The organism is Blastococcus sp. KM273129, assembly GCF_021698995.1.
Taxonomy (GTDB): Bacteria; Actinomycetota; Actinomycetes; order Mycobacteriales; family Geodermatophilaceae; genus Blastococcus.
In genome coordinates this window covers 1-20,057 of the sequence record NZ_SSXB01000076.1, presented here as the reverse complement: position 1 = coordinate 20,057, position 20,057 = coordinate 1, and the positions used below count along the sequence as shown (strand labels likewise).

20 protein-coding genes are annotated in these 20,057 nt (G+C 75.5%); 2 read left to right on the top strand and 18 right to left on the bottom strand.

From position 1 onward, the window contains the following. Positions 1 to 76 precede the first annotated feature (76 nt). From E9565_RS23380 to E9565_RS17610, 16 genes are all read right to left on the bottom strand, one after another. Complete coding sequence (locus E9565_RS23380) at positions 77 to 2,212, bottom strand: Ig-like domain-containing protein (RefSeq protein WP_236836140.1); 2,136 nt, start codon at positions 2,210 to 2,212, stop codon at positions 77 to 79. Positions 2,213 to 2,377: 165 nt separating this feature from the next. Next, on the bottom strand, positions 2,378 to 2,785 hold the full coding sequence (gene nusB, locus E9565_RS17680) for a transcription antitermination factor NusB (protein WP_236826880.1): 408 nt from the start codon (positions 2,783 to 2,785) through the stop codon (positions 2,378 to 2,380). A gap of 15 nt (positions 2,786 to 2,800) precedes the next feature. After that, positions 2,801 to 3,361, bottom strand: coding sequence for an elongation factor P (efp, locus tag E9565_RS17675; protein ID WP_236826881.1), 561 nt, complete (start codon positions 3,359 to 3,361; stop codon positions 2,801 to 2,803). Then, the gene (locus tag E9565_RS23375) at positions 3,362 to 4,465 is read right to left on the bottom strand and encodes a Xaa-Pro peptidase family protein (protein ID WP_236836138.1); all 1,104 of its coding nucleotides are present in this window, start codon (positions 4,463 to 4,465) and stop codon (positions 3,362 to 3,364) included. Next, complete coding sequence (gene aroQ / locus E9565_RS17665; protein ID WP_236836136.1) at positions 4,462 to 4,896, bottom strand: type II 3-dehydroquinate dehydratase; 435 nt, start codon at positions 4,894 to 4,896, stop codon at positions 4,462 to 4,464. The genes E9565_RS23375 and aroQ overlap by 4 nt, the downstream gene beginning before the upstream one ends. Next, positions 4,893 to 5,954, bottom strand: a complete 1,062-nt coding sequence (gene aroB / locus E9565_RS17660; protein WP_236826884.1) for a 3-dehydroquinate synthase — start codon at positions 5,952 to 5,954, stop codon at positions 4,893 to 4,895. The genes aroQ and aroB overlap by 4 nt, the downstream gene beginning before the upstream one ends. After that, entirely contained in the window at positions 5,951 to 6,484 is a 534-nt protein-coding gene (locus tag E9565_RS17655) for a shikimate kinase (RefSeq protein ID WP_236826885.1), read from the bottom strand. The genes aroB and E9565_RS17655 overlap by 4 nt, the downstream gene beginning before the upstream one ends. Further along, positions 6,481 to 7,665, bottom strand: a complete 1,185-nt coding sequence (gene aroC / locus E9565_RS17650) for a chorismate synthase (RefSeq protein ID WP_236826886.1) — start codon at positions 7,663 to 7,665, stop codon at positions 6,481 to 6,483. Before aroC ends, E9565_RS17655 begins: the two co-directional genes overlap by 4 nt. Positions 7,666 to 7,742: 77 nt before the next feature. Then, on the bottom strand, positions 7,743 to 8,408 hold the full coding sequence (locus E9565_RS17645; protein WP_236836133.1) for a prepilin peptidase: 666 nt from the start codon (positions 8,406 to 8,408) through the stop codon (positions 7,743 to 7,745). A 10-nt stretch (positions 8,409 to 8,418) separates the two neighbouring features. Beyond that, entirely contained in the window at positions 8,419 to 9,225 is an 807-nt protein-coding gene (locus E9565_RS17640; RefSeq protein ID WP_236826888.1) for a shikimate dehydrogenase, read from the bottom strand. After that, entirely contained in the window at positions 9,218 to 10,789 is a 1,572-nt protein-coding gene (gene mltG / locus E9565_RS17635; RefSeq protein WP_236836131.1) for an endolytic transglycosylase MltG, read from the bottom strand. Before mltG ends, E9565_RS17640 begins: the two co-directional genes overlap by 8 nt. A 56-nt stretch (positions 10,790 to 10,845) precedes the next feature. After that, positions 10,846 to 11,520 carry a Holliday junction resolvase RuvX gene (gene ruvX / locus E9565_RS17630; RefSeq protein WP_236836130.1) on the bottom strand — a complete coding sequence of 225 codons (675 nt, stop codon included), beginning with the start codon at positions 11,518 to 11,520 and terminating at the stop codon, positions 10,846 to 10,848. A 5-nt stretch (positions 11,521 to 11,525) separates the two neighbouring features. Beyond that, on the bottom strand, positions 11,526 to 14,210 hold the full coding sequence (gene alaS, locus E9565_RS17625) for an alanine--tRNA ligase (RefSeq protein WP_236826891.1): 2,685 nt from the start codon (positions 14,208 to 14,210) through the stop codon (positions 11,526 to 11,528). Positions 14,211 to 14,260: 50 nt separating this feature from the next. Then, a complete protein-coding gene (locus E9565_RS17620) occupies positions 14,261 to 14,551 on the bottom strand; it encodes a hypothetical protein (RefSeq protein WP_236836127.1) in 291 nt (96 codons plus the stop codon). Beyond that, a complete protein-coding gene (locus E9565_RS17615) occupies positions 14,551 to 14,976 on the bottom strand; it encodes a DUF948 domain-containing protein (RefSeq protein ID WP_236836126.1) in 426 nt (141 codons plus the stop codon). Before E9565_RS17615 ends, E9565_RS17620 begins: the two co-directional genes overlap by 1 nt. Positions 14,977 to 15,076: 100 nt before the next feature. Further along, positions 15,077 to 16,414, bottom strand: coding sequence for a replication-associated recombination protein A (locus tag E9565_RS17610; protein ID WP_236826894.1), 1,338 nt, complete (start codon positions 16,412 to 16,414; stop codon positions 15,077 to 15,079). Between the two features lie 36 nt (positions 16,415 to 16,450). Between E9565_RS17610 and E9565_RS17605 the strand changes: the two genes are divergently transcribed. Beyond that, positions 16,451 to 17,308 (top strand): aldo/keto reductase, encoded by an 858-nt coding sequence (locus E9565_RS17605; RefSeq protein ID WP_236836124.1) that lies wholly within the window; start codon positions 16,451 to 16,453, stop codon positions 17,306 to 17,308. Here E9565_RS17605 and E9565_RS17600 read toward each other — a convergent pair whose 3' ends face one another. Both E9565_RS17600 and E9565_RS17595 read right to left on the bottom strand, forming a co-directional pair. Beyond that, complete coding sequence (locus E9565_RS17600) at positions 17,309 to 18,640, bottom strand: adenylate/guanylate cyclase domain-containing protein (RefSeq protein ID WP_236836122.1); 1,332 nt, start codon at positions 18,638 to 18,640, stop codon at positions 17,309 to 17,311. It lies immediately after the preceding gene. Positions 18,641 to 18,694: 54 nt separating this feature from the next. Then, on the bottom strand, positions 18,695 to 19,786 hold the full coding sequence (locus tag E9565_RS17595; protein WP_236826897.1) for an alanine--glyoxylate aminotransferase family protein: 1,092 nt from the start codon (positions 19,784 to 19,786) through the stop codon (positions 18,695 to 18,697). Positions 19,787 to 19,804: 18 nt separating this feature from the next. On the opposite strand from E9565_RS17595, the gene E9565_RS17590 reads away from it, so the two are divergent. Beyond that, on the top strand, positions 19,805 to 20,057 hold a 253-nt coding region (locus tag E9565_RS17590; protein WP_236836120.1), incomplete at its 3' end, for a hypothetical protein.

Sequence of the window (20,057 nt, the reverse complement as noted above, 5' to 3'; positions counted from 1 at the left end):
CTTCACCACCCGTTGAGCCCGGCAGCAGGGTGACCCCGGGGTCGCTCCCCACCCCGGGGTCACCCTGCTGCCGGGCTCAACGGGTGGTGAAGGCCCACCGCTCGGGGGCGACGGGCAGGCCCGCGACATCCGCGACCCCGGCGGTCAGGACCACCGTGTACGTCGCGCCCGCCGCGAGGTCCGCGGTGGGGTTGAGGATCACGGTGCTGCTGGTGGCGTTGTAGTTCACCGTCGCCGGGACCGTCGAACCGTCCGGCGCCTCGAGCCACACGACGGACGCGTCGGGCTTGCGCATCGGCTCGCTGAAGGTGATGAACACGTTGGCCGCCCGGCCCACGCCGGTGGCGTCGGGTTCCGGCGCGCGGCTGGTGACCGTCGGCGCGACCGTGTCCGACGGCGCCGTCCCGACGGTGAACGTCCAGCTCGTCGGCGCCAGCGGGTTGCCGGCCAGGTCCACGACACCCTCGGTCAGCACGACCGTGTAGGTGCCGGCGGCCAGATCGGCATCCGGGTTGACGATCACCGTCCTGGTCGTCCCGTTGTAGTTGACCGCCGCGGGGACCCGCGAGCCGTCCGCCGCCTCCAGCCACACCGCCGACGCAGCCGGCCTGACGACCGGCTCGCTCATGCCGACCAGCACGTTCGCGCCCCGGGCCACCCCCGTCGCGCCCGCCGCGGGCGACTGGGCGGTGACCGTCGGCGGCACGGTGTCCCCGGACGCCGTGCCGCTCGTGGTGAACGTCCAGCTCGTCGGCGCCAGCGGGTTGCCGGCCAGGTCCACGACGCCCTCGGTCAGCACGACCCTGTGGGCGGTGCCGGCAGCGAGGTCGGCATCCGGGTTGACGATCACCGTCCTGGTCGTCGCGTTGTAGTTGACCGCCGCGGGGACCTTCGAGCCGTCCGGCGCCTCCAGCCAGACCGATGCCGGGTCGGGTCTCGCGACGGCCTCGCTCATGCCGACCAGCACGTTCGCGCCCCGGGCCACCCCGGTCGCGTCCGGCTGGGGTGACCGGCTGGTGACCGTGGGCGCGGTGCGGTCGTTGTCCGGACCCTCGCCGCTGGTGACGAACGACCAGCTGGTCGTCGCCGGCGGGTTCCCCGCGGCGTCGGTGACCGCCTCGCTGACGGTGGCGGTGTAGCGGGTACCCGCGGCCAGGGGGTCGGTGGTGCCCGGGTACGGGTTGAGGGTGGCCACGCCGGTGGTCCGGTTGTAGGAGACGCCCGCGGCCACCGCCGTCCCGTCGGATGCGGTCAGCGTGAAGGTCGAGGCGCTGAGCCCGGTGACCGGCTCGTCGAACGCGACGGCGACGTTGGTCAGCCGGCCCACGTCGCGGCTGTCGGGGGCCGGGGTCAGGGTGACCGCCCGGGGAGGCAGCAGGTCCTGGCTGAAGCCCTCGCAGCCGGGCGCGGGGCCGGTCACGTCCGCCAGGCCGTCCACGAGCATGGACTCCCGCGGCAACGGCTCGGTGTGGCCGAACCCGATCGCGTGCCCGTCCTCGGTCAGCAGCGCCTGCCGCCGCTGCGCCTCGCTCAGGCCGTCGCTGTTGCGGAAGCCGGGGTAGGGCGCCCGGTACCGCACGACGAAGCCGCCGTGCACCCCGGGGTCGGCCTCGATGGTGTCCGGGGTGGCGCGGTACTTGCCGCTCTCGTTGCGGAACTCGCCGGAGTCGAGCTCCGCCGGTGGGATGACGGTGCCGTCGAAACGCCGGGCGACACCGTGGACGACGACGGAGTCGGCCGTACCGTCCCCGTCCTCGTCCGCCGACTGCGGAGCGCCGGTCCAGCGGATGTCGTCGACCGTCACCTCGTTGCGGGCCTTCCCCGCGTACACCACGACCCGGTCGCCGGGCCTGATGTCGGGGGTGCCGCCGGCCCAGCAGTCCCCCGGGAAGGGCGTCCCCGTCTCGACGCCGTGGTTGACCTCCAGCCCGACGCCCTCGTCGGTGCCCCAGGCGGGGCCCTGGGCGACGCCGATGAGCGCGCCGTCGCGGAGGACCTCCACCCGGATGGTCTGGCCGATCGTGCCGTAGCCGAAGACCCCGACGAAGTCGAGGTTGTGGAAGACGGTGATGTTCTTGCCGGGCCCGACACCCGGCCCGGTGAGGGACGCCGACGCCGGCACCGTGCCGGCGAGGACCGGCGCGACCAGGGCGACCGCCGTCCCGGCGGCTGCGGCCCTCCACCGACGACGGTGGGCACGGGGTTGCTGCACCTGGCGCTCCTCGCACTCCGGTGGTCGGGGCCTCCGCCCCTCCGGACCCCGACGGCGCGTGCCCGCCGGGACCGGTCGACCACCGGCGATGGTGCTGCATCCCGCCGTCCGGGCGACCCCCTCGGGAGGGGGTGGGGCCACCCCCAGACCTGGCGGCGCCGCCGGTCAGGCGGTGGGGACCTCGGCGGCGAGGATGGCGCCGAGGACGCCGTTGACGTACCGGGGCGACTCGTCGGTGGAGATCGCGCGGGCGAGCTCCACCGCCTCGTCGATGACGACGGCGTCGGGCACGTCGTCCACCCAGAGCAGCTCGAAGGTCGCCATGCGCAGGATCGCGCGGTCCACGTCGGGCAGCCGCTGCAGCGACCAGCCGGCGGTGTGCGTCTCGATCAGCTCGTCGATGCGCGCCCCGTGCTCGGCGACACCCTCGACGAGGCGGATGGCGTGGTCGGGGATCGGCGGGTTGCCGTCGGCGACCCGCTCGCGGAGCAGCTCCACCCGCTCCCGGCCCCGCACGTCGGCCTCGTAGAGGACGTCGACGGCGCGCTTGCGCGCCTTGGTCCGCGCAGCCACGGAGTCAGCTCGCGGTCAGTTGACGCGGCCGAGGTACCGGCCGTCGCGGGTGTCGACCTTGAGCTTCTCACCGGTGCTGATGAACAGCGGCACCTGGATCTGCGCGCCGGTCTCCAGCGTCGCGGGCTTGGTGCCACCGGTGGAGCGGTCGCCCTGCAGGCCCGGGTCGGTGTGCTCGACGACGAGCTCCATGGTCACCGGCAGCTCGACGTACAGCGGGGTGCCCTCGTGCACCGCGACGATGACCTCGGTGTTGTCGAGCAGGTAGTTGGCGCCGTCGCCCACGGTCTCGGCCGGCACGTAGATCTGCTCGAACGTGTCGCCGTCCATGAAGACGAAGTCGGTGCCCTCCTTGTACAGGTAGGTCATCGACCGCTTGTCCACGGTGGCGGTCTCCACCTTGGTGCCCGCGTTGAAGGTCTTGTCGACGACCTTGCCCGACAGCACGTTCTTCAGCGTCGTGCGCACGAACGCCCCGCCCTTGCCGGGCTTGACGTGCTGGAAGTCGGTGACGGTCCAGAGCTGCCCGTCCAGGTTGAGGACGATGCCGTTCTTCAGGTCGTTGGTGGTAGCCATCTAGAGGACCAGCAGTTCCTTGCTCGTGAGGGTCAACAACTCGGGCGCGTCGTCGGTGACGATCAGGGTGTCCTCGATCCGGACACCGCCGTGGCCGGGCAGGTACACGCCCGGCTCCACGGTGACGGCCATACCGGCGGCCAGAGTACCCGCGCCCTGCTGGCCGATGCCCGGCGCCTCGTGGATCTCCAGGCCCACGCCGTGCCCGAGGCCGTGGGTGAAGTGCTCGCCGTGCCCGGCCGCGACGATCACGTCGCGCGCGGCGGCGTCGACGGCGACGACGTCGGCCCCCACCGCGAGCGCCGCCCGGCCGGCCGCCTGGGACTCCGCCACCAGGGCGTAGACCTCCCGCTGCCAGTCCGCCGCCCGGCCCAGCACCAGGGTGCGGGTCATGTCGGAGTGGTAGCCCTCGACGGTGGCGCCGAAGTCGAGCTTGAGGAAGTCCCCGGGGCGCAGCTCGGTGCGGTCGGGCCGGTGGTGCGGGATGGCCGAGTTCGCCCCGGTGGCCACGATCGTCTCGAACGACGGCGCCTCGGCACCCAGTGCCAGCATCCGGGCGTCCAGCTCGCGGCCCACCTCCAGCTCGGTGCGGCCCGGGCGCAGCGCGCCCTCGGCGGCGAGCTCGGCCAGCGCCTGGTCGGCGACGGCGCACGCCCGGCGCAGCGACTCGACCTCGTCGGCGTCCTTCACCGCGCGCTGGGCCTCGACCGCCCGGCGCACCGACGCCAGCTCCGGGACGGGCCCGCCCGCGGCGGCGTCGGCGAGCACCCGCTCCAGCCCGTGCAGCCCGTCGACGGTGAGGTCGTGGGACTCGTAGCCGATCCGCCCCGAACCGCGGCGCACCGCCTCCCGGGCCAGCGCGGGCACGGTGGCCCGGTCGACGAGCAGCTCCACGTCGGGCACCTGCACGCCGGCCTGGGTGGTGTAGCGGCCGTCGGTGCCGAACAGGTCGCGGCCGTCGACCCGCAGCAGCAGGGCGCCGTTGGAACCGGTGAACCCGGTGAGGTACCGGACGTTGAGCAGGTCGGTGACCAGCACGGAGTCCAGCCCGCGCTCCGCGGCGGTGGCCCGGAGCACCTCGCGCCGCTCACGGGCGCGGCTCACGAGACACCCCGCAGCGTCATCCACTGCAGCGCCAGCACGTAGCCGTGCACGCCGAGGCCGGCGATCGTGCCGTCGGCCACCCGCGAGACGTAGGAGTGCCGCCGGAACTCCTCGCGGCGGTGGATGTTGCTGATGTGCACCTCCACCACCGGGGCCGTGACCGCGGCGAGGGCGTCGTGCAGGACGACGGACGTGTGCGTCCACCCCCCGGGGTTGATCACGACGGGGGCGCCGGCGTCGGTCGCCTCGTGGACCCAGCGCAGCAGCTGGCCCTCGTCGTCGGTCTGGCGCACCAGCACCTTGACGCCGAGCTCCCGGGCGGCCGTCTCCACCAGCTCGACCAGCTGGTCGTAGGTGGTGGTGCCGTAGATCTCGGGCTCGCGGGTGCCGAGCCGGCCGAGGTTCGCGCCGTTGAGCACGTGGATCGTCATGAGTCGTCTCCGGAGACGGCGGCCCAGGCCGCGTCGAGCCAGGCCTGGTCGGGATCGGTCAGGATGCGGGGGTTGCCCAGCCCGTCGAGGACGACGAACCGCAGCGAGGCGCCGCGGGCCTTCTTGTCCACGCGCATGACCTCCTGCAGCCGGGCCCAGTCGCCGGCGTAGGTGGTGGGCAGCCCCATGGCGGTGAGCAGCTCGCGGTGCCGGTCGACCTCCGCGCGGGTGAGCAGCCCGGCCTGCCCCGCCAGCTCGGCGGCGAACACCAGTCCGACGGCGACCGCCTCGCCGTGGCGCCAGCCGAAGTCCTCGACCCGCTCGACCGCGTGCCCGAGGGTGTGGCCGTAGTTGAGGAACTCCCGGACGCCGGTGTCCAGCAGGTCCTCCCCCACCGCCGCGGCCTTCACCCGCACCGCGCGCTCGATGAGCTCCTCGGTGTCGCGGCGCCCCGTGGGGTCGGCGGCCAGCAGCTCGAGGATCCGGCCGTCGGCGATGAAGCCGCACTTGACGACCTCGGCCAGCCCGGCACGGAACTCCGCGTCGGGCAGCCCGGCCAGCAGATCGGTGTCGGCGAGCACGCCGGCGGGCGGGTGGAACGCGCCGACCAGGTTCTTGCCGGCGGCGGTGTTGATGCCCGTCTTCCCGCCGACGGCGGCGTCGACCATGCCGAGCAGGCTGGTGGGCACCTGGACGACGCGGATGCCGCGCGTCCAGGTGGCGGCCAGGAAGCCGGCGAGGTCGGTGACCGCGCCACCGCCGAGCCCCACGACGGCATCGGACCGGGTCAGGCCCAGCCGGCCGAACTCGTCCCACACCTCGGCGGCCACCTGCGCGGTCTTGGCCGCCTCGCCGTCCGGGACCACGACCGCCTCGGCCGCGACGCCGGCGGTCTGCAGCGTCTCCACGGCGGCGCCGGCGGCGGCGGCGAGCGGTGGGGCGTGCACCACGGCCACCTTGGGGGTGCCGGCCAGGACGAGCGCGAGCTCCGCCTGGGCGCCGGGGCCGATGACGACCTCGTAGGGCCGCTCCCCCGCGACGGGGACGCGGCGGGTCACCGGCCCCCCTCCGGGTCCAGGACGGCGAGCACCTCGGCGACGACCTCCTCCGGCGGGCGCCCCGCGGTGGCGACGCGGTGCGTGGCCACCTCCGTGTAGAGCGGGGCGCGCTGTTCGAGCATGGCGCGCAGCATCGCGCGCGGGTTGACGGCCAGCAGCGGGCGGTCGCGGGACAGCCCGACCCGGCGGGCGGCGGAGGCGACGTCGACGTCGAGCCAGACGACGGCCCCGCCGGCCCGGCCGTGGGCCACGAGCAGCTCACGGGTCGCGGCGCTGGTCACCGCGCCCCCGCCCAGCGCGAGCACCCCCGGGTGCTCGCCGAGCGCCCGGGCGACCGCCTGCTCCTCCAGCGCGCGGAAGTGCGGCTCGCCGTGCTGGACGAACAGGTCGGCGACGGTCGACCCGGTGGACTCCTCGACGTCGCGGTCGGTGTCGCGGAAGGCGAGCCCCCGCGCGGCGGCGACCGCCGTGCCGACCGTCGTCTTCCCCGAGGCGGGCGGGCCGACGAGGACCAGGGCCGGACGGCTCACCGGTAGCGCAGGGCGTCGAGGTAGGCCTGCGCGTTGCGCCGGGTCTCGGCGACCGAGTCGCCGCCGAACTTCTCCAGCGCGGCGTCGGCCAGCACGAGCGCCACCATCGCCTCCATGACGACGCTGCCGCGCGGCACGGCGCACGCGTCGCTGCGCTGGTTGATGGCGACGGCGGCCTCCCCGGTGGCGACGTCGACGGTCTGCAGCGCGCGGGGGACGGTGCTGATCGGCTTCATGGCGGCGCGGACGCGCAGCACCTCGCCGTTGGTCATGCCGCCCTCGATGCCCCCGGCCCGGTCGGTGAGCCGCTGCACCCGCCGGCCGTCGTCGGCCAGGACGATCTCGTCGTGGGCCACCGAGCCGCGGCGGCGGGCGGTCTCCAGCCCGTCGCCGACCTCCACGGCCTTGACCGACTGCACCCCCATGAGGGCGGCGGCCAGCCGGGCGTCCAGGCGCCGGTCCCAGTGCACGTGGCTGCCCAGACCGGGCGGCAGCCCGTGGACGACGACCTCGATGACGCCGCCGAGGGTGTCCCCGTTCTTGCGGGCGTCGTCGATCTCGGCGGTCATCCGCTCGCTGGTGGCGGGGTCGGCGCAGCGCACCGGGTCCTCGTCCAGCCGCGGGTTGTCGTCGGGCCCGGGCACCAGCCCGTCGGGCGCGGCCACCGGCCCGATGCCCACCACGTGGCTCACGACCGACACCCCGAGCGCCTGCCGCAGGAACGCCTGGGCGATGGCGCCGAGGGCGACCCGGGCGGCGGTCTCGCGGGCGCTGGCCCGCTCGAGCACCGGCCGGGCGTCGTCGAAGCCGTACTTCTGCATGCCGGCGAGGTCGGCGTGACCGGGCCGCGGGCGGGTCAGCGGCGCGTTGCGCGCCTGCCCGGCGAGGACCTCGGCGTCGACCGGGTCGGCGGACATGACCGTCTGCCACTTCGGCCACTCGGTGTTGCCCACCTGCACCGCGATCGGCCCGCCCTGGGTGCGGCCGTGGCGGACCCCGCCGGTGAGGGTGACGACGTCCTGCTCGAAGGACATCCGGGCACCCCGCCCGTGGCCCAGCCGGCGGCGGGCGAGCTGCAGGTCGAGGTCGGCCGTCTGCACCTCGACCCCGGCCGGGAGGCCCTCGAGGATGGCGGTGAGCTGCTGGCCGTGCGACTCACCGGCGGTCAGCCAGCGCAACATGCAGCGCATTGTGCCTTACCCGGGCTCCGTCCCGAGGCGCGCCCCGAGCCTGCGGGGGGTGCGGAGGACGGGGTCCCTCACCCGGCGGGTGGCAGCCCGCCGAGCGCCAGGGCCAGGGCGGCGCCGGCCAGCAGCGGTGGGCCGAACGGCACGGTGCTGCGCCAGCCCGCCCGCCCGGTCGCCACCAGCACCAGCGAGACCAGTGCCCCGGCGACCAGGCCGAGGAAGAGACCGGCGAGCAGCACGCCCCAGCCCGCCCAGCCGAGCACCATCCCCAGCAACCCGAGCAGCTTGACGTCGCCGAACCCCAGGCCCGCGGGCGCGGCCAGCCGCGCGGCTCCCGAGAGGAGCAGGGCGGCGGCGCCCGCCCCGAGGGCCCGGAGCAGCGCCGGCCAGGTGCCCAGCACCGCGGCGTCGGCGAGCAGGGCTGCTCCGCAGACGACGGCGGCGGGGAGGAGGACGCGGTCGGGCAGCCGGTGCGCCGCCAGGTCGACGCCGCCCAGCACGACCGCCGCGCCCGCGGCCCAGGCCAGCGCCAGCGTCGCGGGGCGGGGCCCTCCGAGCAGCACCGCAGCGGCCAGCGCCCCCGCCGTGAGCGCCGCGGTCAGCGCCACCCGGGCCGGCGACGGGGTGGCGGCGTCGTCCCGGGCGGCCAGGCGGACGGTGCCCCGCGCCAGGACGGGCCCGAGGACCGACCCGGCGACCACCGCGGCGCCGGCGAGGACGGCGTCGGACACCTCCACGGCGGTCGGCTCAGCGGGCGTCGAGCGCGGCGCGCATGGCGCCGATGGGCGCCGGCTGCCCGGTCATGAGCTCCACCTGCGCGGTGGCCTGCCAGAACAGGACCTCCAGCCCGCTGATCACCGCGCCGCCGGCGGCGGAGACCCGCTCGGCCAGCGGGGTGGGCCAGGGTGCGTAGAGGACGTCGAGCACGGTCTGGCCGCCGTGCCACTGCAGGGCCGCGACGGCCGGCTGGCCCGCCACCGGGACGGTGCTGACCACGACGGGCGCCTCGACCAGCGTCCCGGCCAGGGGCAGCACCCGCGCCGTCACGCCGAGGGTCTCCAGGACCCGCACCACGTCACCGGCCCGGGCCGGCTCGCGCACGACGACGTCGACCCGCTCGGCGCCCAGCGAGGCCAGCGCCACCGCCGCGGCCGCCGCCGTCCCCCCGGCGCCGAGCAGCGCCGCGTGCCGCACGTCGTCGACGCCGGCCACCTGCAGCGCGGTGCCCACGCCGGCGACGTCGGTGTTCTCGGCCCGCCAGCCGGCCGGGGTGCGGACGAGGGTGTTGGCCGCTCCGAGCAGCCGCGGGAGGGGCTCCACCACGTCGGCGACCGCGACCGCGGCCTGCTTGCAGGGCATCGTCACCGAGAAGCCGCGCCACTCCTCGCCGAGCCCGGCCAGCAGCACCGGCAGGTCCTCGGCCCCCACGTCGAGGGCGTCGTAGCTCCACCCGGTGAGCCCCAGCGCCGCGTAGGCGGCACGGTGCAGCAGCGGGGAGAGCGAGTGGCTCACCGGCCGCCCGAGGACCGCTGCCCGCTGCGGCCGCTCAGCCACCGCACCCGAGGCCGGCGTCGGCGCACCGCTGGCGGGCCTGCTGGAACTCGGCGTAGTCGCTGGTGAAGAAGTGCGCCCCGTCCTGCGACTCGAGCACGTAGTACAGGAGGTCACCGGTGCTGGGGGCCAGCGCCGCCTCCAGGCTCGCCTCGCCCGGCGAGCTGATCGGGGTCGGGGGCAGGCCGCGCCGGTTCCGCGTGTTGTACGGGTCGTCGCTCTGCAGGTCGGTGACGGTCAGCTCGTTGCCGCTCTTGTCCAGGCCGTAGGCCAGCGTCGCGTCGATGCCCAGCGCGATGCCGGCGTCCAGCCGGTTGTAGATGACCTGGGCGACGTCGGGCCGCTCCTCGTCGAGCCGGGTCTCCGACTGGATCATCGAGGCGATGGTGACCACCTCGCCGGGCGTGCGCCCGAGGGCGGCGGCCCGCTCCTCCAGCTGCAGCCGGGCGGCGACCTCGTCGAAGGTCTCGACCATGCGCTGCAGCATCTGCTGCGGGGTGGTGCCGGGCTCGAAGTCGTAGGTCGCCGGGAAGAGGTAGCCCTCGAGCTGCCCACCCGCGTACGGGGGCAGCGGCAGCGCGGCGGGATCGGCCGCCGCCTCGAGCTCCGCCAGCGGCGTGCCGGTCTGCTCGGCGAGCCGGGCGAGGACCTGGTCCACGGTGAAGCCCTCGGGCACGGTCACCCGCGAGACCTGGCGGGAGGCCGGGTCCAGCAGCAGCTCCAGGGCGCCCTGCCCGCTCATCTGCAGCCGCAGCGAGTAGACGCCGGGCTGGATGCCGGTGGCCGCGGGTTCGTCCTGGGCGGCATCCACGAAGGGACCTGTGGAGGCGATGACGTCGGCGTCGGCCAGGGTGCGGGCGATGTCGGTGAGCGTGTCGCCCTGCTGCACCCGGACGTCGACGCTGCCGGTGCCGGGGCCCGGGTAGTCCCGGGCCTCCGGGTCGAGCATCCCGAGCAGCCGCTGCCCGGCGAGGACGATGCCGACGACCATCCCGCCGAGGATCAGCAGGGCCAGCCCGATCGCCAGGGGGCGGCGGCGCCGGCGGCGGCGCTGCGGGTCCGAGCGCGGGTCGTAGGGGGCGACCGGGATCTCGTCGTCGTGCAGCAGGCCGCCGTCGTCGGGGTCCCCGTGCCGGTCCAGGTCGTCCTGCGGGTGGAGCGCGACCGTCTCGTCGTCGGCGACGGCCCCGGGGGCGTCGTCGTCCCGGCGCCGGCGCAGGCCCCGTCGCCGCGGCCGGTCGTCGTCGACGTTCGCGCCGATGACGTCGAGCCCGCCGGTCGGGTCGTCCGCGGCGGGCTCGGCCGGCGGCTCCTCGGTCGCGTCGTCGCGCGGGCCGGAGAGCCGGGGGGCGGCGACGGTCGCGTCGTCGTCCATGTCGTCCTCGCGCGGCCGCAACCGGTTCCACGCGCCGGCCGGCATCGGCGGCAGCGGGGCCGAGGGGTGCTGGCGGCCGGGGACGGGGTCGTCCCCGCCGGCGTGCCGGGCGACCGGGAGGTGGCCGCCGGTCGGGCCCGGCGGGAAACCACCGGCGGGGGCGCCGAAGCCGGTCGGGAACGGCGCCGGCATGCCACCGGTTCCGTCGTCGAACGCGTGCCTCCCCCGCCGTGGCCCGCCGGGCGCGGTCACGAGGGGGCCTTCCGGCTGTCCAGGTACTGCTGCAGGATGACCACGGCGGCCGCCTGGTCGATCACCGCGCGCTGCCGACGGCTGTCGATGCCGCCGTCCCGGAGGTGGCTGGCTGCGGTCACGGTCGAGAGCCTCTCGTCGATCAGGTTCACCGGCACGTCCGGGATCCGGTCGGCCAGTTCCTGTGCGTAATCGGCAGCATCCTGCGCCGAGGCACCGGCGGCACCGGACAGGTGCACCGGCTCCCCCACGACCACCTCTGACACCTCGTGCTCCACCACCAGGGCGGCCAGGCGGTCCAGGTCGGCCCCGTCCCTGGCGCGGCGGAGGGTCTCCAGCGGGCTGGCGAGGGTGCCGGTCGGGTCCGACAGCGCCAGACCGACCCGCACCGTGCCGACGTCGACGCCCAGCACCCGGCCCCGCGCGGGACCGGCGCCGGGGCGGCGCGGGGGCACCTGGAGGTGCTCCGGCCAGCCGCCGGACAGGTCGATCTCGGTGGTCTCGTGCGTGACCGGCGGGAAGCCCTGGCTCAGGTCGATCTCGGTCGTCGGGTGGTACGTCGGCTGCTCGCCCGTGGACGGGCGCGGGCGCGCCGGCGGCACCGCCGGCAGGTCGCGCCGCCGGCCACCGACCGGACCGGTGTCCTCGGGGTTGTACTCGGTGTCGGGCACGTTGGTCACCTTCCCGTGGCGGTCGCGACCGCCTGCTCGCCGGCCTGCAGTGCCGCGGGGATTCCCGCGGGATCGGTTCCGCCTCCCTGGGCGACGTCGGACTTGCCGCCACCGCGGCCACCGACGGGTGCCGAGGCCGCCTTGAGGACGTCGTTGGCCGACAGCCCCCGGGCGACGGCGGCCGGGTTCAGCGCCGCCACCAGCGCCACCTTGCCACCGGACTCCGACGCCAGCAGCACGACGGCCGGCCGGTCGGCGCCGAGGCGGCCGCGGACGTCGAGCGCCAGCGTGCGCAGGTCGCCGCCGCCCAGACCGGCCGGGGACCCGGTGACGACGGCGACGCCGCCGACGTCCGCCGCCGCCGCCGCGAGCTCGCCGGCGGCCGCCAGCGTCTGCTGCGCGCGCAGGTCGGCCAGCTCGCGGTCCAGGTCGCGCAGCCGCGACACCATGCCGCTGACCCGCTCGACCAGGCCGTCCTGCGGCGACTTGAGGATCTCGGCGAGCTGGCGCACCAGGTCGCGCTCGCGCGCCAGGTACCGGAAGCCCTCGAGCCCCACGACGGCCTCGACGCGCCGGGAGCCGGAGCCCACCGAGGACTCCCCGGTGAGCGCCAGCGTGCCGATCTGCGCGCTGCCGCGCACGTGGGTGCCACCGCAGAGCTCGCGCGACCACGGGCCGCCGATCTCCACGACGCGCACCTGCTCGCCGTAGGTCTCGCCGAACAGCGCGAGCGCGCCGAAGGCCTGCGCCTCGGGCAGCGTCATCCAGGAGGCGGTGACCCGGTGGTCGGCGCGGACGGCGGCGTTGGCGACGTCCTCGATGTCGGCGCGCTGCTGCGCGGTGAGCGCGCCCTGCCAGGCGAAGTCCAGCCGCAGGTAGCCCGGCCGGTTGTAGGAGCCCGACTGCAACGCCTGCGGGCCGAGGACCTGGCGCAGCGCGGCGTGCACCACGTGGGTGCCCGAGTGCGCCTGGCAGGCCGACAGCCGCCACTCGCGGTCCACCTCGGCGGTGAGCTCGGCACCGGCTCGGAGCTCGCCCTCGAGCACCCGCACCTGGTGGGCGACCAGGCCCTTGACCGGGCGCTGCACGTCGATCACCTCGGCACGGCCGCCGTCCCAGGTGAGCAGGCCCGCATCGGCCACCTGGCCGCCGGACTCGGCGTAGAACGGCGTGCGGTCCAGCACCACACGGGTGATCTCGCCCGGCCCGGCCGGGCGGTCGCCCTCGTCCTCGCCCTCGGCGACGACGCCCAGCACGCGCGAGTCGGTGCGCAGGGTCTCGTAGGCCCGCCAGTCGGTGGGGCCGTGCTCGGCGAGCAGCCGCCGGTAGGCCAGGACGTCGACCGACCCGGTGCGCTTGGCGCGGGCGTCGGCGCGGGCGCGGTCGCGCTGCTCCTGCATCAGGGCCCGGAAGCCCGCCTCGTCGACGGTGACGCCCTGCTCGGCGGCCATCTCGAGGGTGACGTCGATGGGGAAGCCGTAGGTGTCGTGGAGGGAGAACGCCTGCTCGCCGGAGAGCTTCGGGGCACCGGCCTGCTTGGCCTGCCGCACCGCCGTGTCGAACAGCGCCGTGCCGGAGGTGAGGGTGCGGCGGAACGCCTCCTCCTCGGCGTAGGCGACCGAGGAGATGCGCGCGAAGTCGGTCTCCAGCTCCGGGTAGCTGGCCTTCATGGCGTCCCTGGACACCGGCAGCAGCTCGGGCAGGGTGGCCTCGTCGACGCCGAGCAGCTTCATGGAGCGGACCGCGCGGCGCAGCAGCCGGCGCAGGATGTAGCCGCGGCCCTCGTTGCCGGGTGCGACGCCGTCACCGATGAGCATCAGCCCGCTGCGCACGTGGTCGGCCACGACCCGCAGCCGCACGTCCGCCTCGGCGTCCTTGCCGTAGGTGACCCCGGCGAGCTCGGCGGCCCGGCGCAGCACCGGGGCGACCTCGTCGATCTCGTACATGTTGTCGACGCCCTGCAGCAGGAAGGCCACCCGCTCCAGGCCCATGCCGGTGTCGATGTTCTTGTTCGGCAGCTCGCCGACGACCGTGAACTCCTCCTTGCTCCGGACGTCGGTGAGCTCGTACTGCATGAAGACCAGGTTCCAGATCTCCAGGAACCGGTCGCCGGCGGTGTCGACCAGCGGGCCGCCGTCGGGGCCGTACTGCGGGCCGCGGTCGAAGTAGATCTCCGAGCAGGGGCCGCCCGGGCCGGCCGCCCCGGTGTGCCAGTAGTTGTCCTTCTTGCCCAGTCGCTGGATCCGCTCGACCGGCAGCCCGGCGATGCGGTGCCAGGCGTCGGCGGCCTCGTCGTCGTCGAGGTAGACCGTCACCCAGATGCGGTCGGGGTCGAAGCCCAGCCCGCCGTCCTCCAACCGCCCGGTGATCAGGTCCCAGGCGTGCTGGATCGCCCCCTCCTTGAAGTAGTCGCCGAAGGAGAAGTTGCCGTTCATCTGGAAGAACGTGCCGTGCCGGGTGGTCTTGCCCACCTCCTCGATGTCGAGGGTCCGCACGCACTTCTGGACGCTCGTGGCCCGCGGGAAGGGCGCGGGCTCCCGGCCGGTGAGGTACGGGATGAAGGGCACCATGCCGGCGACGGTGAACAGCAGCGAGGGGTCGGGCGACACCAGCGAGGCGCTGGGGACGACGGTGTGGCCGCGGGAGGCGAAGTGCTCCAGGAAGCGGCGGCGGATCTCGGCGGTCTGCATCTCAACTCAGTTCTGCGGGGCCCGGTGCGCGTGCGGCGCGGGCCGGTGGGTCAGAGGTCGGCGGCGTGCGCGCCGCCGCGGCGGCCGGGGAACTCCACCTGGGACGGGTCCGGCAGCGGCGCGTCGAGGCCGGTGCCGGCGCGCAGCTCCTGCTCCCGCTCGGTCATGGCCTCGCGGACGTCGGCGCCGAAGTCACCGATGGCGTCGGCGAGGTCGCGCAGCCCGTCGGCGATGGAGGCCCCGATGCCGGCCGGCGTCATCTTCTCGGCGGCGGCGGAGAGCTTGCGGACGACGAGGGCGCCGATGGTGATGCCCATCGCGAGCCAGAACAGCCGGCGCATCAGGCGGCCCGCCGGGCGGCCCGGCGCGCGCGGCGCGCCTCCTTGTCGCGGCGGGCGGCCTCGGCGATCGCCTGGCCCTCCCGCTTCTTCTTGGCGGCGCTGCGGACGCCGTAGCTGAAGGCGGCCACCTTGATCAGCGGGCTGCCCAGGGTGGCGGCGACGACGCTGGTCAGCGCCGCGACGTTGCTGGAGACGTGGGCCGCGTTGCCGGTGATGTCGTCGACCCGCTCCAGGTTGCTGTTCACATGCGCGACCGTGGTGCCGGCCTGGCTCAGGATCGGCGCGCTCTGCTCGCGGACCTGGCGGATGGTCAGGGTCGTCTCGTCGAGCGTCCGGCCGAGCTTGAGCAGCGGGACGGCCACGAGCACGACCAGCAGCACCAGGGCCCCGGCTGCGATCAGCCCGGCGATCTCTCCTACGGACACGCGTGCTCCTGTTCTCGGGTGGTACGGCGCCGGGAGGCGACGTTCCGGCCCCGTCACACTAGTCGCGGGGCCGCCGGACCGTCCGTGCCCCGCCGCCGGGTCAGCGGGTCCGGCGGACGATCGCGCGCAGCTTCGCCAGCCGCTCGCCCAGCCGCCCCTCGACGCCGCGGTTGGTCGGGCGGTAGTAGTCCCTGCCCACCAGCGCGTCCGGCGGGTACTGCTGGGCCACGATGCCGTCGGGGTGGGCGTGGGGATAGGCGTAGGTCTTGCCGTGGCCGAGCTTCTTGGCCCCGGCGTAGTGCGCGTCGCGCAGCCCGGGCGGCACCGGGCCGGCCAGTCCCGCGCGGACGTCGGCCACCGACTCGCCCATCGCGACCGTGACCGCGTTCGACTTGGGTGCCGTGGCCAGGTGGACGACGGCCTGGGCGAGCGGGAAGTGGCCCTCGGGCATGCCGATGAACTGCACCGCCTGCATCGCGGCGACCGCCGTGGTCAGCGCGGTCGGGTCCGCCATGCCGATGTCCTCGCTGGCGCTGATCACCAGCCGCCGGGCGATGAACCGCGGGTCCTCCCCCGCCTCCACCATGCGGGCCAGGTAGTGCAGCGCGGCGTCGACGTCGCTGCCCCGGATGCTCTTGATCAGCGCGCTGGCGACGTCGTAGTGCTGGTCGCCCTGGCGGTCGTAGCGGACCGCCGCCTGCGCCACCGCCGTCTCCAGCGTGGCGAGGTCGATCTCGGTGGCGCCGACCGCGCGGGCCGCGCCGGCCCCGGACTCCAGCGCCGTGAGCGCCTTGCGCCCGTCGCCGCCGGCGATCCGCACCAGGTGCTCCTCCGCCTCCGCGGCGAGCGTCACCGCACCGTCCAGCCCGCGGTCGCTGGTCAGCGCCCGGTGCAGCAGCCGGCGGACGTCGTCGTCGGTGAGCGGCTGCAGCGCCAGCACCAGGCTGCGGGAGAGCAGCGGGCTGACCACGGAGAAGAACGGGTTCTCGGTGGTGGCGGCGATCAGGCTGACGATCCGGTCCTCCACCGCGGAGAGCAGGCTGTCCTGCTGGGTCTTGGAGAAGCGGTGGACCTCGTCGATGAACAGCACGGTGCGCCGGCCGGCGTAGGTGAGCTCGCGCTTGGCGCTCTGGATGACCGCGCGGACCTCCTTCACCCCGGAGTCCAGCGCCGACAGCTGCACGAACTGCCGCTTGGTGGCCAGCGAGATGACGTGCGCGAGGGTGGTCTTGCCGGTGCCGGGCGGACCGTAGAGCACCAGCGACATCGGCTCGTCGGACTCGACCAGCCGGCGCAGCGGCGCGCGGTCGCCCAGGAGGTGCTGCTGCCCGACGACCTCGTCCAGCGAGCGCGGGCGCATCCGCACCGCGAGCGGGGCGCCCGGGTCGACGGCCGGCGCGCCTTCCTCGCCGGGTGCGGGGTCGAACAGCGAACTCACGGGTGGGAACGCTACCCGCGGGGCACGACAGGGCCCATGCAGCAGCGACGCATCGGAGACGTGACCGTGGGCGCCATCGGGCTGGGCGCCATGCCCCTGTCCACGAAGGACGAGCGCCCCTCGCAGGAGGACGCCGTCGCCGTGGTGCACGCCGCGCTGGACGCGGGGGTCACCCTGATCGACACCGCCGACGCCTACGCCCGCGACGAGTCGGAGTTCGGGCACAACGAGGAGCTCGTGGCCCGGGCGCTGGCCGGCTACGGGGGCGACACCTCCGCGGTGCTGGTCGCGACCAAGGGCGGGCACACCCGGCGCGGCACCGACTGGGAGCTCGACGGGTCGCCGGCCTACCTGCGGCGGGCCTGCGAGGGCTCGCTGCGGCGGCTCGGCGTGGACGCCATCGGCCTCTACCAGTTCCACCGGCCCGACCCGGCGACGCCGTGGGACGAGTCCATGGGCGCGCTGCGGCAGCTCGCCGACGACGGGCTGGTGCGCATGGTGGGGATCTCCAACGCCGACATCGCCCAGATCGACGTCGCCCGCTCGATCGTGGGCGACGCGCTGGTGAGCGTGCAGAACCAGTTCTCCCCCGGCTGGCGGCACTCGGCCGACGAGCTGGCGCACTGCGCGGGCCACGGGCTGGCCTTCCTGCCGTGGAGCCCGTTCGGCGGGGTGACCTCGGCGGGGTCGCTGGGCTCGACCGCGCCGGCCTTCGCCCAGGTGGCCGACGAGCTCGGGGTCTCGGTGTACCAGGTGACCCTCGCCTGGCACCTGGCGCAGAGCGACACCGTCGTCCCCATCCCGGGCGCGTCGCGGGTCGCCTCGGTGCAGGACTCGGTGGCCGCGGCCGGGCTGACCCTGTCCCCAGAGCAGCTGGCCCGCCTGGACGGCTAGCTAGGTCGAGACGGCGAACAGCGGCCAGCTGCCCGGGACCCCGCGCAGGGTCCGCACCCCCCGGTAGGCGAAGCCGAGCCCGGATCCCACCACGAGGTCCTTGACGGTCCCGGAGACCAGGACCTCGCCGGGCTCGGCCTCGGCCATCACCCGGGCACCGATGTGCACGGCCAGCCCGGCGATGTGCCCGCCGTCGAGCCGCTGCACCTCGCCGGCGTGGACGCCCACCCGCAGCCGCACGCCCGCGGCACCGGCGGAGTCCTGGACGGCCAGCGCGCAGCGGATCGCGCGGGCCGGGCCGTCGAAGGTGGCGAGCAGGCCGTCGCCGGCCACGTCGACCTCCACCCCGCCGAAGCGGGCCAGCTCGCCGCGCGCCAGCGCCAGGAACCGCTCGCGGATCCCCGCCCACGCGGCGTCGCCCACCCGCGCGACCAGCTCCGTCGAGCCGGCGACGTCGGCGAAGAGCACGGTGGCCAGGACGGTGCTGACGGCGGGCGGGGCGGGGCGGCTGCCGGTGAGGAACTCCTCGATCTCGGCCAGCGGTGTCTCGGTGTCGCCGAGGAAGAAGAGGTGGTCGGCGCCGTCCAGCTCCACGAGGCGGGCGCCGGGGATGCGCTCGGCCAGGTAGCGCCCGATCCCGACGGGGATCATCCGGTCACCGCGCCGGTGCAGGACGAGCGTGGGCACCCGGATCGCGGGCAGCACGTCGCGCAGGTCGATCTGCGGGTAGAGCTCGAACATGCGCCGCGCCATGCCGGGGCTGGCCCCCATGCGCTGGAGCGTGCCCCACCAGGCGCGCAGCGCGGTGTCGTGCCGGCGCTCGGGCGCCCACGCGCCGAGCCCCACCCCCTCGCCCCAGTGCTCGACCATGCCGGTGAGCAGGGCCGCCATGACCTCCGGCTGCAGCCCGGCGGGGAAGTCGGGCGCCTCGACGATGCGCGGGTAGGCCCCGTACAGCACCAGCGCCCGGGTGCGCTCGGGGTGCTGGGCGGCGAACAGCATGGCCATGGCGCCGCCCTCGGAGACCCCCAGCAGCGCGGCCTGCTCCGAACCGGCCGCGTCCATGACGGCGCGCAGGTCGTCGGTGCGCTCCTCGAGCGTCGCCGGACCGGGCACCGGGTCGGACAGCCCGGTGCCGCGCTTGTCGAAGAGGATCAGCCGGCTGAACTCCGCGAGCCGCTGCAGGAAGCGCCGCAGCGAGGGCTCCTGCCAGTTCCAGTCCAGGTGCGAGATGAACCCCGGGGCGGCGACGAGGTCCAGCGGGCCGTCCCCGACCACCTGGTAGGCGATGGACAGCTCCCCGCTGCGGGCGTAGCGCGTGCTGGGCAGCACGCCGCAGTCTGGCACGCCCGCGAGCGCCGCGGGGCCGCCCGCCGCGGGGGTCGATCAGCGGCCGAGCACGTCCCGCAGGGCCGCGAGCACGAGCGCCACCCGGTCCGGGGCGGCGTTGGGCCCCATGAGCCCGATCCGCCACACCGTCGCGGCGTAGGCACCCACTCCCCCGCCGATCTCCAGGTCGTAGCGTTCCAGCAGCTCCTTGCGCACCGCGGCGGAGTCCACGCCCTCGGGCACCTCCACCGTGGTCAGCTCCGGCAGCCGGTGGCCCTCGGCGGCGAAGAGCTCCAGCCCGAGCTCGGCCAGCCCCTCGTGCAGCAGCCGCCCGGCCTCGGCGTGCCGGGCGTGCACGGCCTCCAGGCCCTCCTCGAGGATCCGTCCCAGCCCGGCGTGCAGCGACACCACCATCCCGGTCGGGGCGGTGTGGTGGTACGTGCGGCCACCGGAGCCGGCGGCCTCCCCGGCGTAGCCGCCGAGCATGCCCAGGTCGAGGTACCAGCTCTGCGGCTTCTCGACCCGCCGCTCCCAGGCGCGGTCGGAGATGGTGAACGGCGCGAGCCCCGGGGGCACGCCCAGGCACTTCTGCGAGCCCGAGTAGGCCAGGTCCACGCCCCACTCGTCCAGCCGCACCGGGATCCCGCCCAGCGAGGTGACGCAGTCGGCCAGGAGCAGGGCGTCGCCCTTCCCGGCGGCGAGCGGCTCGAGGTCCGAGCGCACCCCGGTGGAGGTCTCGGCGTGCACGGCGGCGATGAGCTTCGGCGCCGGGTGCGCGGCCAGCACCCGCTCGGCGTCGACCGGCTGCCCCCACTCGTGCTCGACCGCGACGACCTCGGCCCCGCACCGGGCGGCGACGTCGGTCATCCGCTGCCCGAACAGGCCGTTCACCGCGACGACGACGACGTCACCGGGGCCCACGGTGTTGACGAACGCCGCCTCCATGCCCGCGGAGCCGGTGGCCGAGAGCGGGAGCGTGCGGCGGTTGTCCGTGCCGAACACCTGGCGCAGCCGGTCGGACGTCTCGTCCAGCACCTGCAGGAACAGCGGGTCGAGGTGCCCGAGCAGCGGCAGGCCGAGCGCGGCGGTGGCCTCCGGGTAGGGGTTGGACGGGCCGGGACCGAGCAGGGTGCGGGCACGCAGCGGCATGCCCTGCAAACTACCGGCGTGGCCACCGATCAGCCGGGCGACCCGGACCGCACCGCCGCGCTCGCGATGTACCGCGCCTACGCCGCCACCCTGCCCGCCCCGCCGCTCGAGGAACCCGCGGTCGAGCGGTTCGGCGACGGCGCCGCGCTGGCCGACGAGCTGATCGGCCTGGTGCTCGCCGGGACCAAGCGGGCGACGGCGGCGCTGGTCGTCGACTTCCTCGACGACGGCCAGCCGCTCCCGCGCATCGGCGGGCACTGGGTGGCGTGCG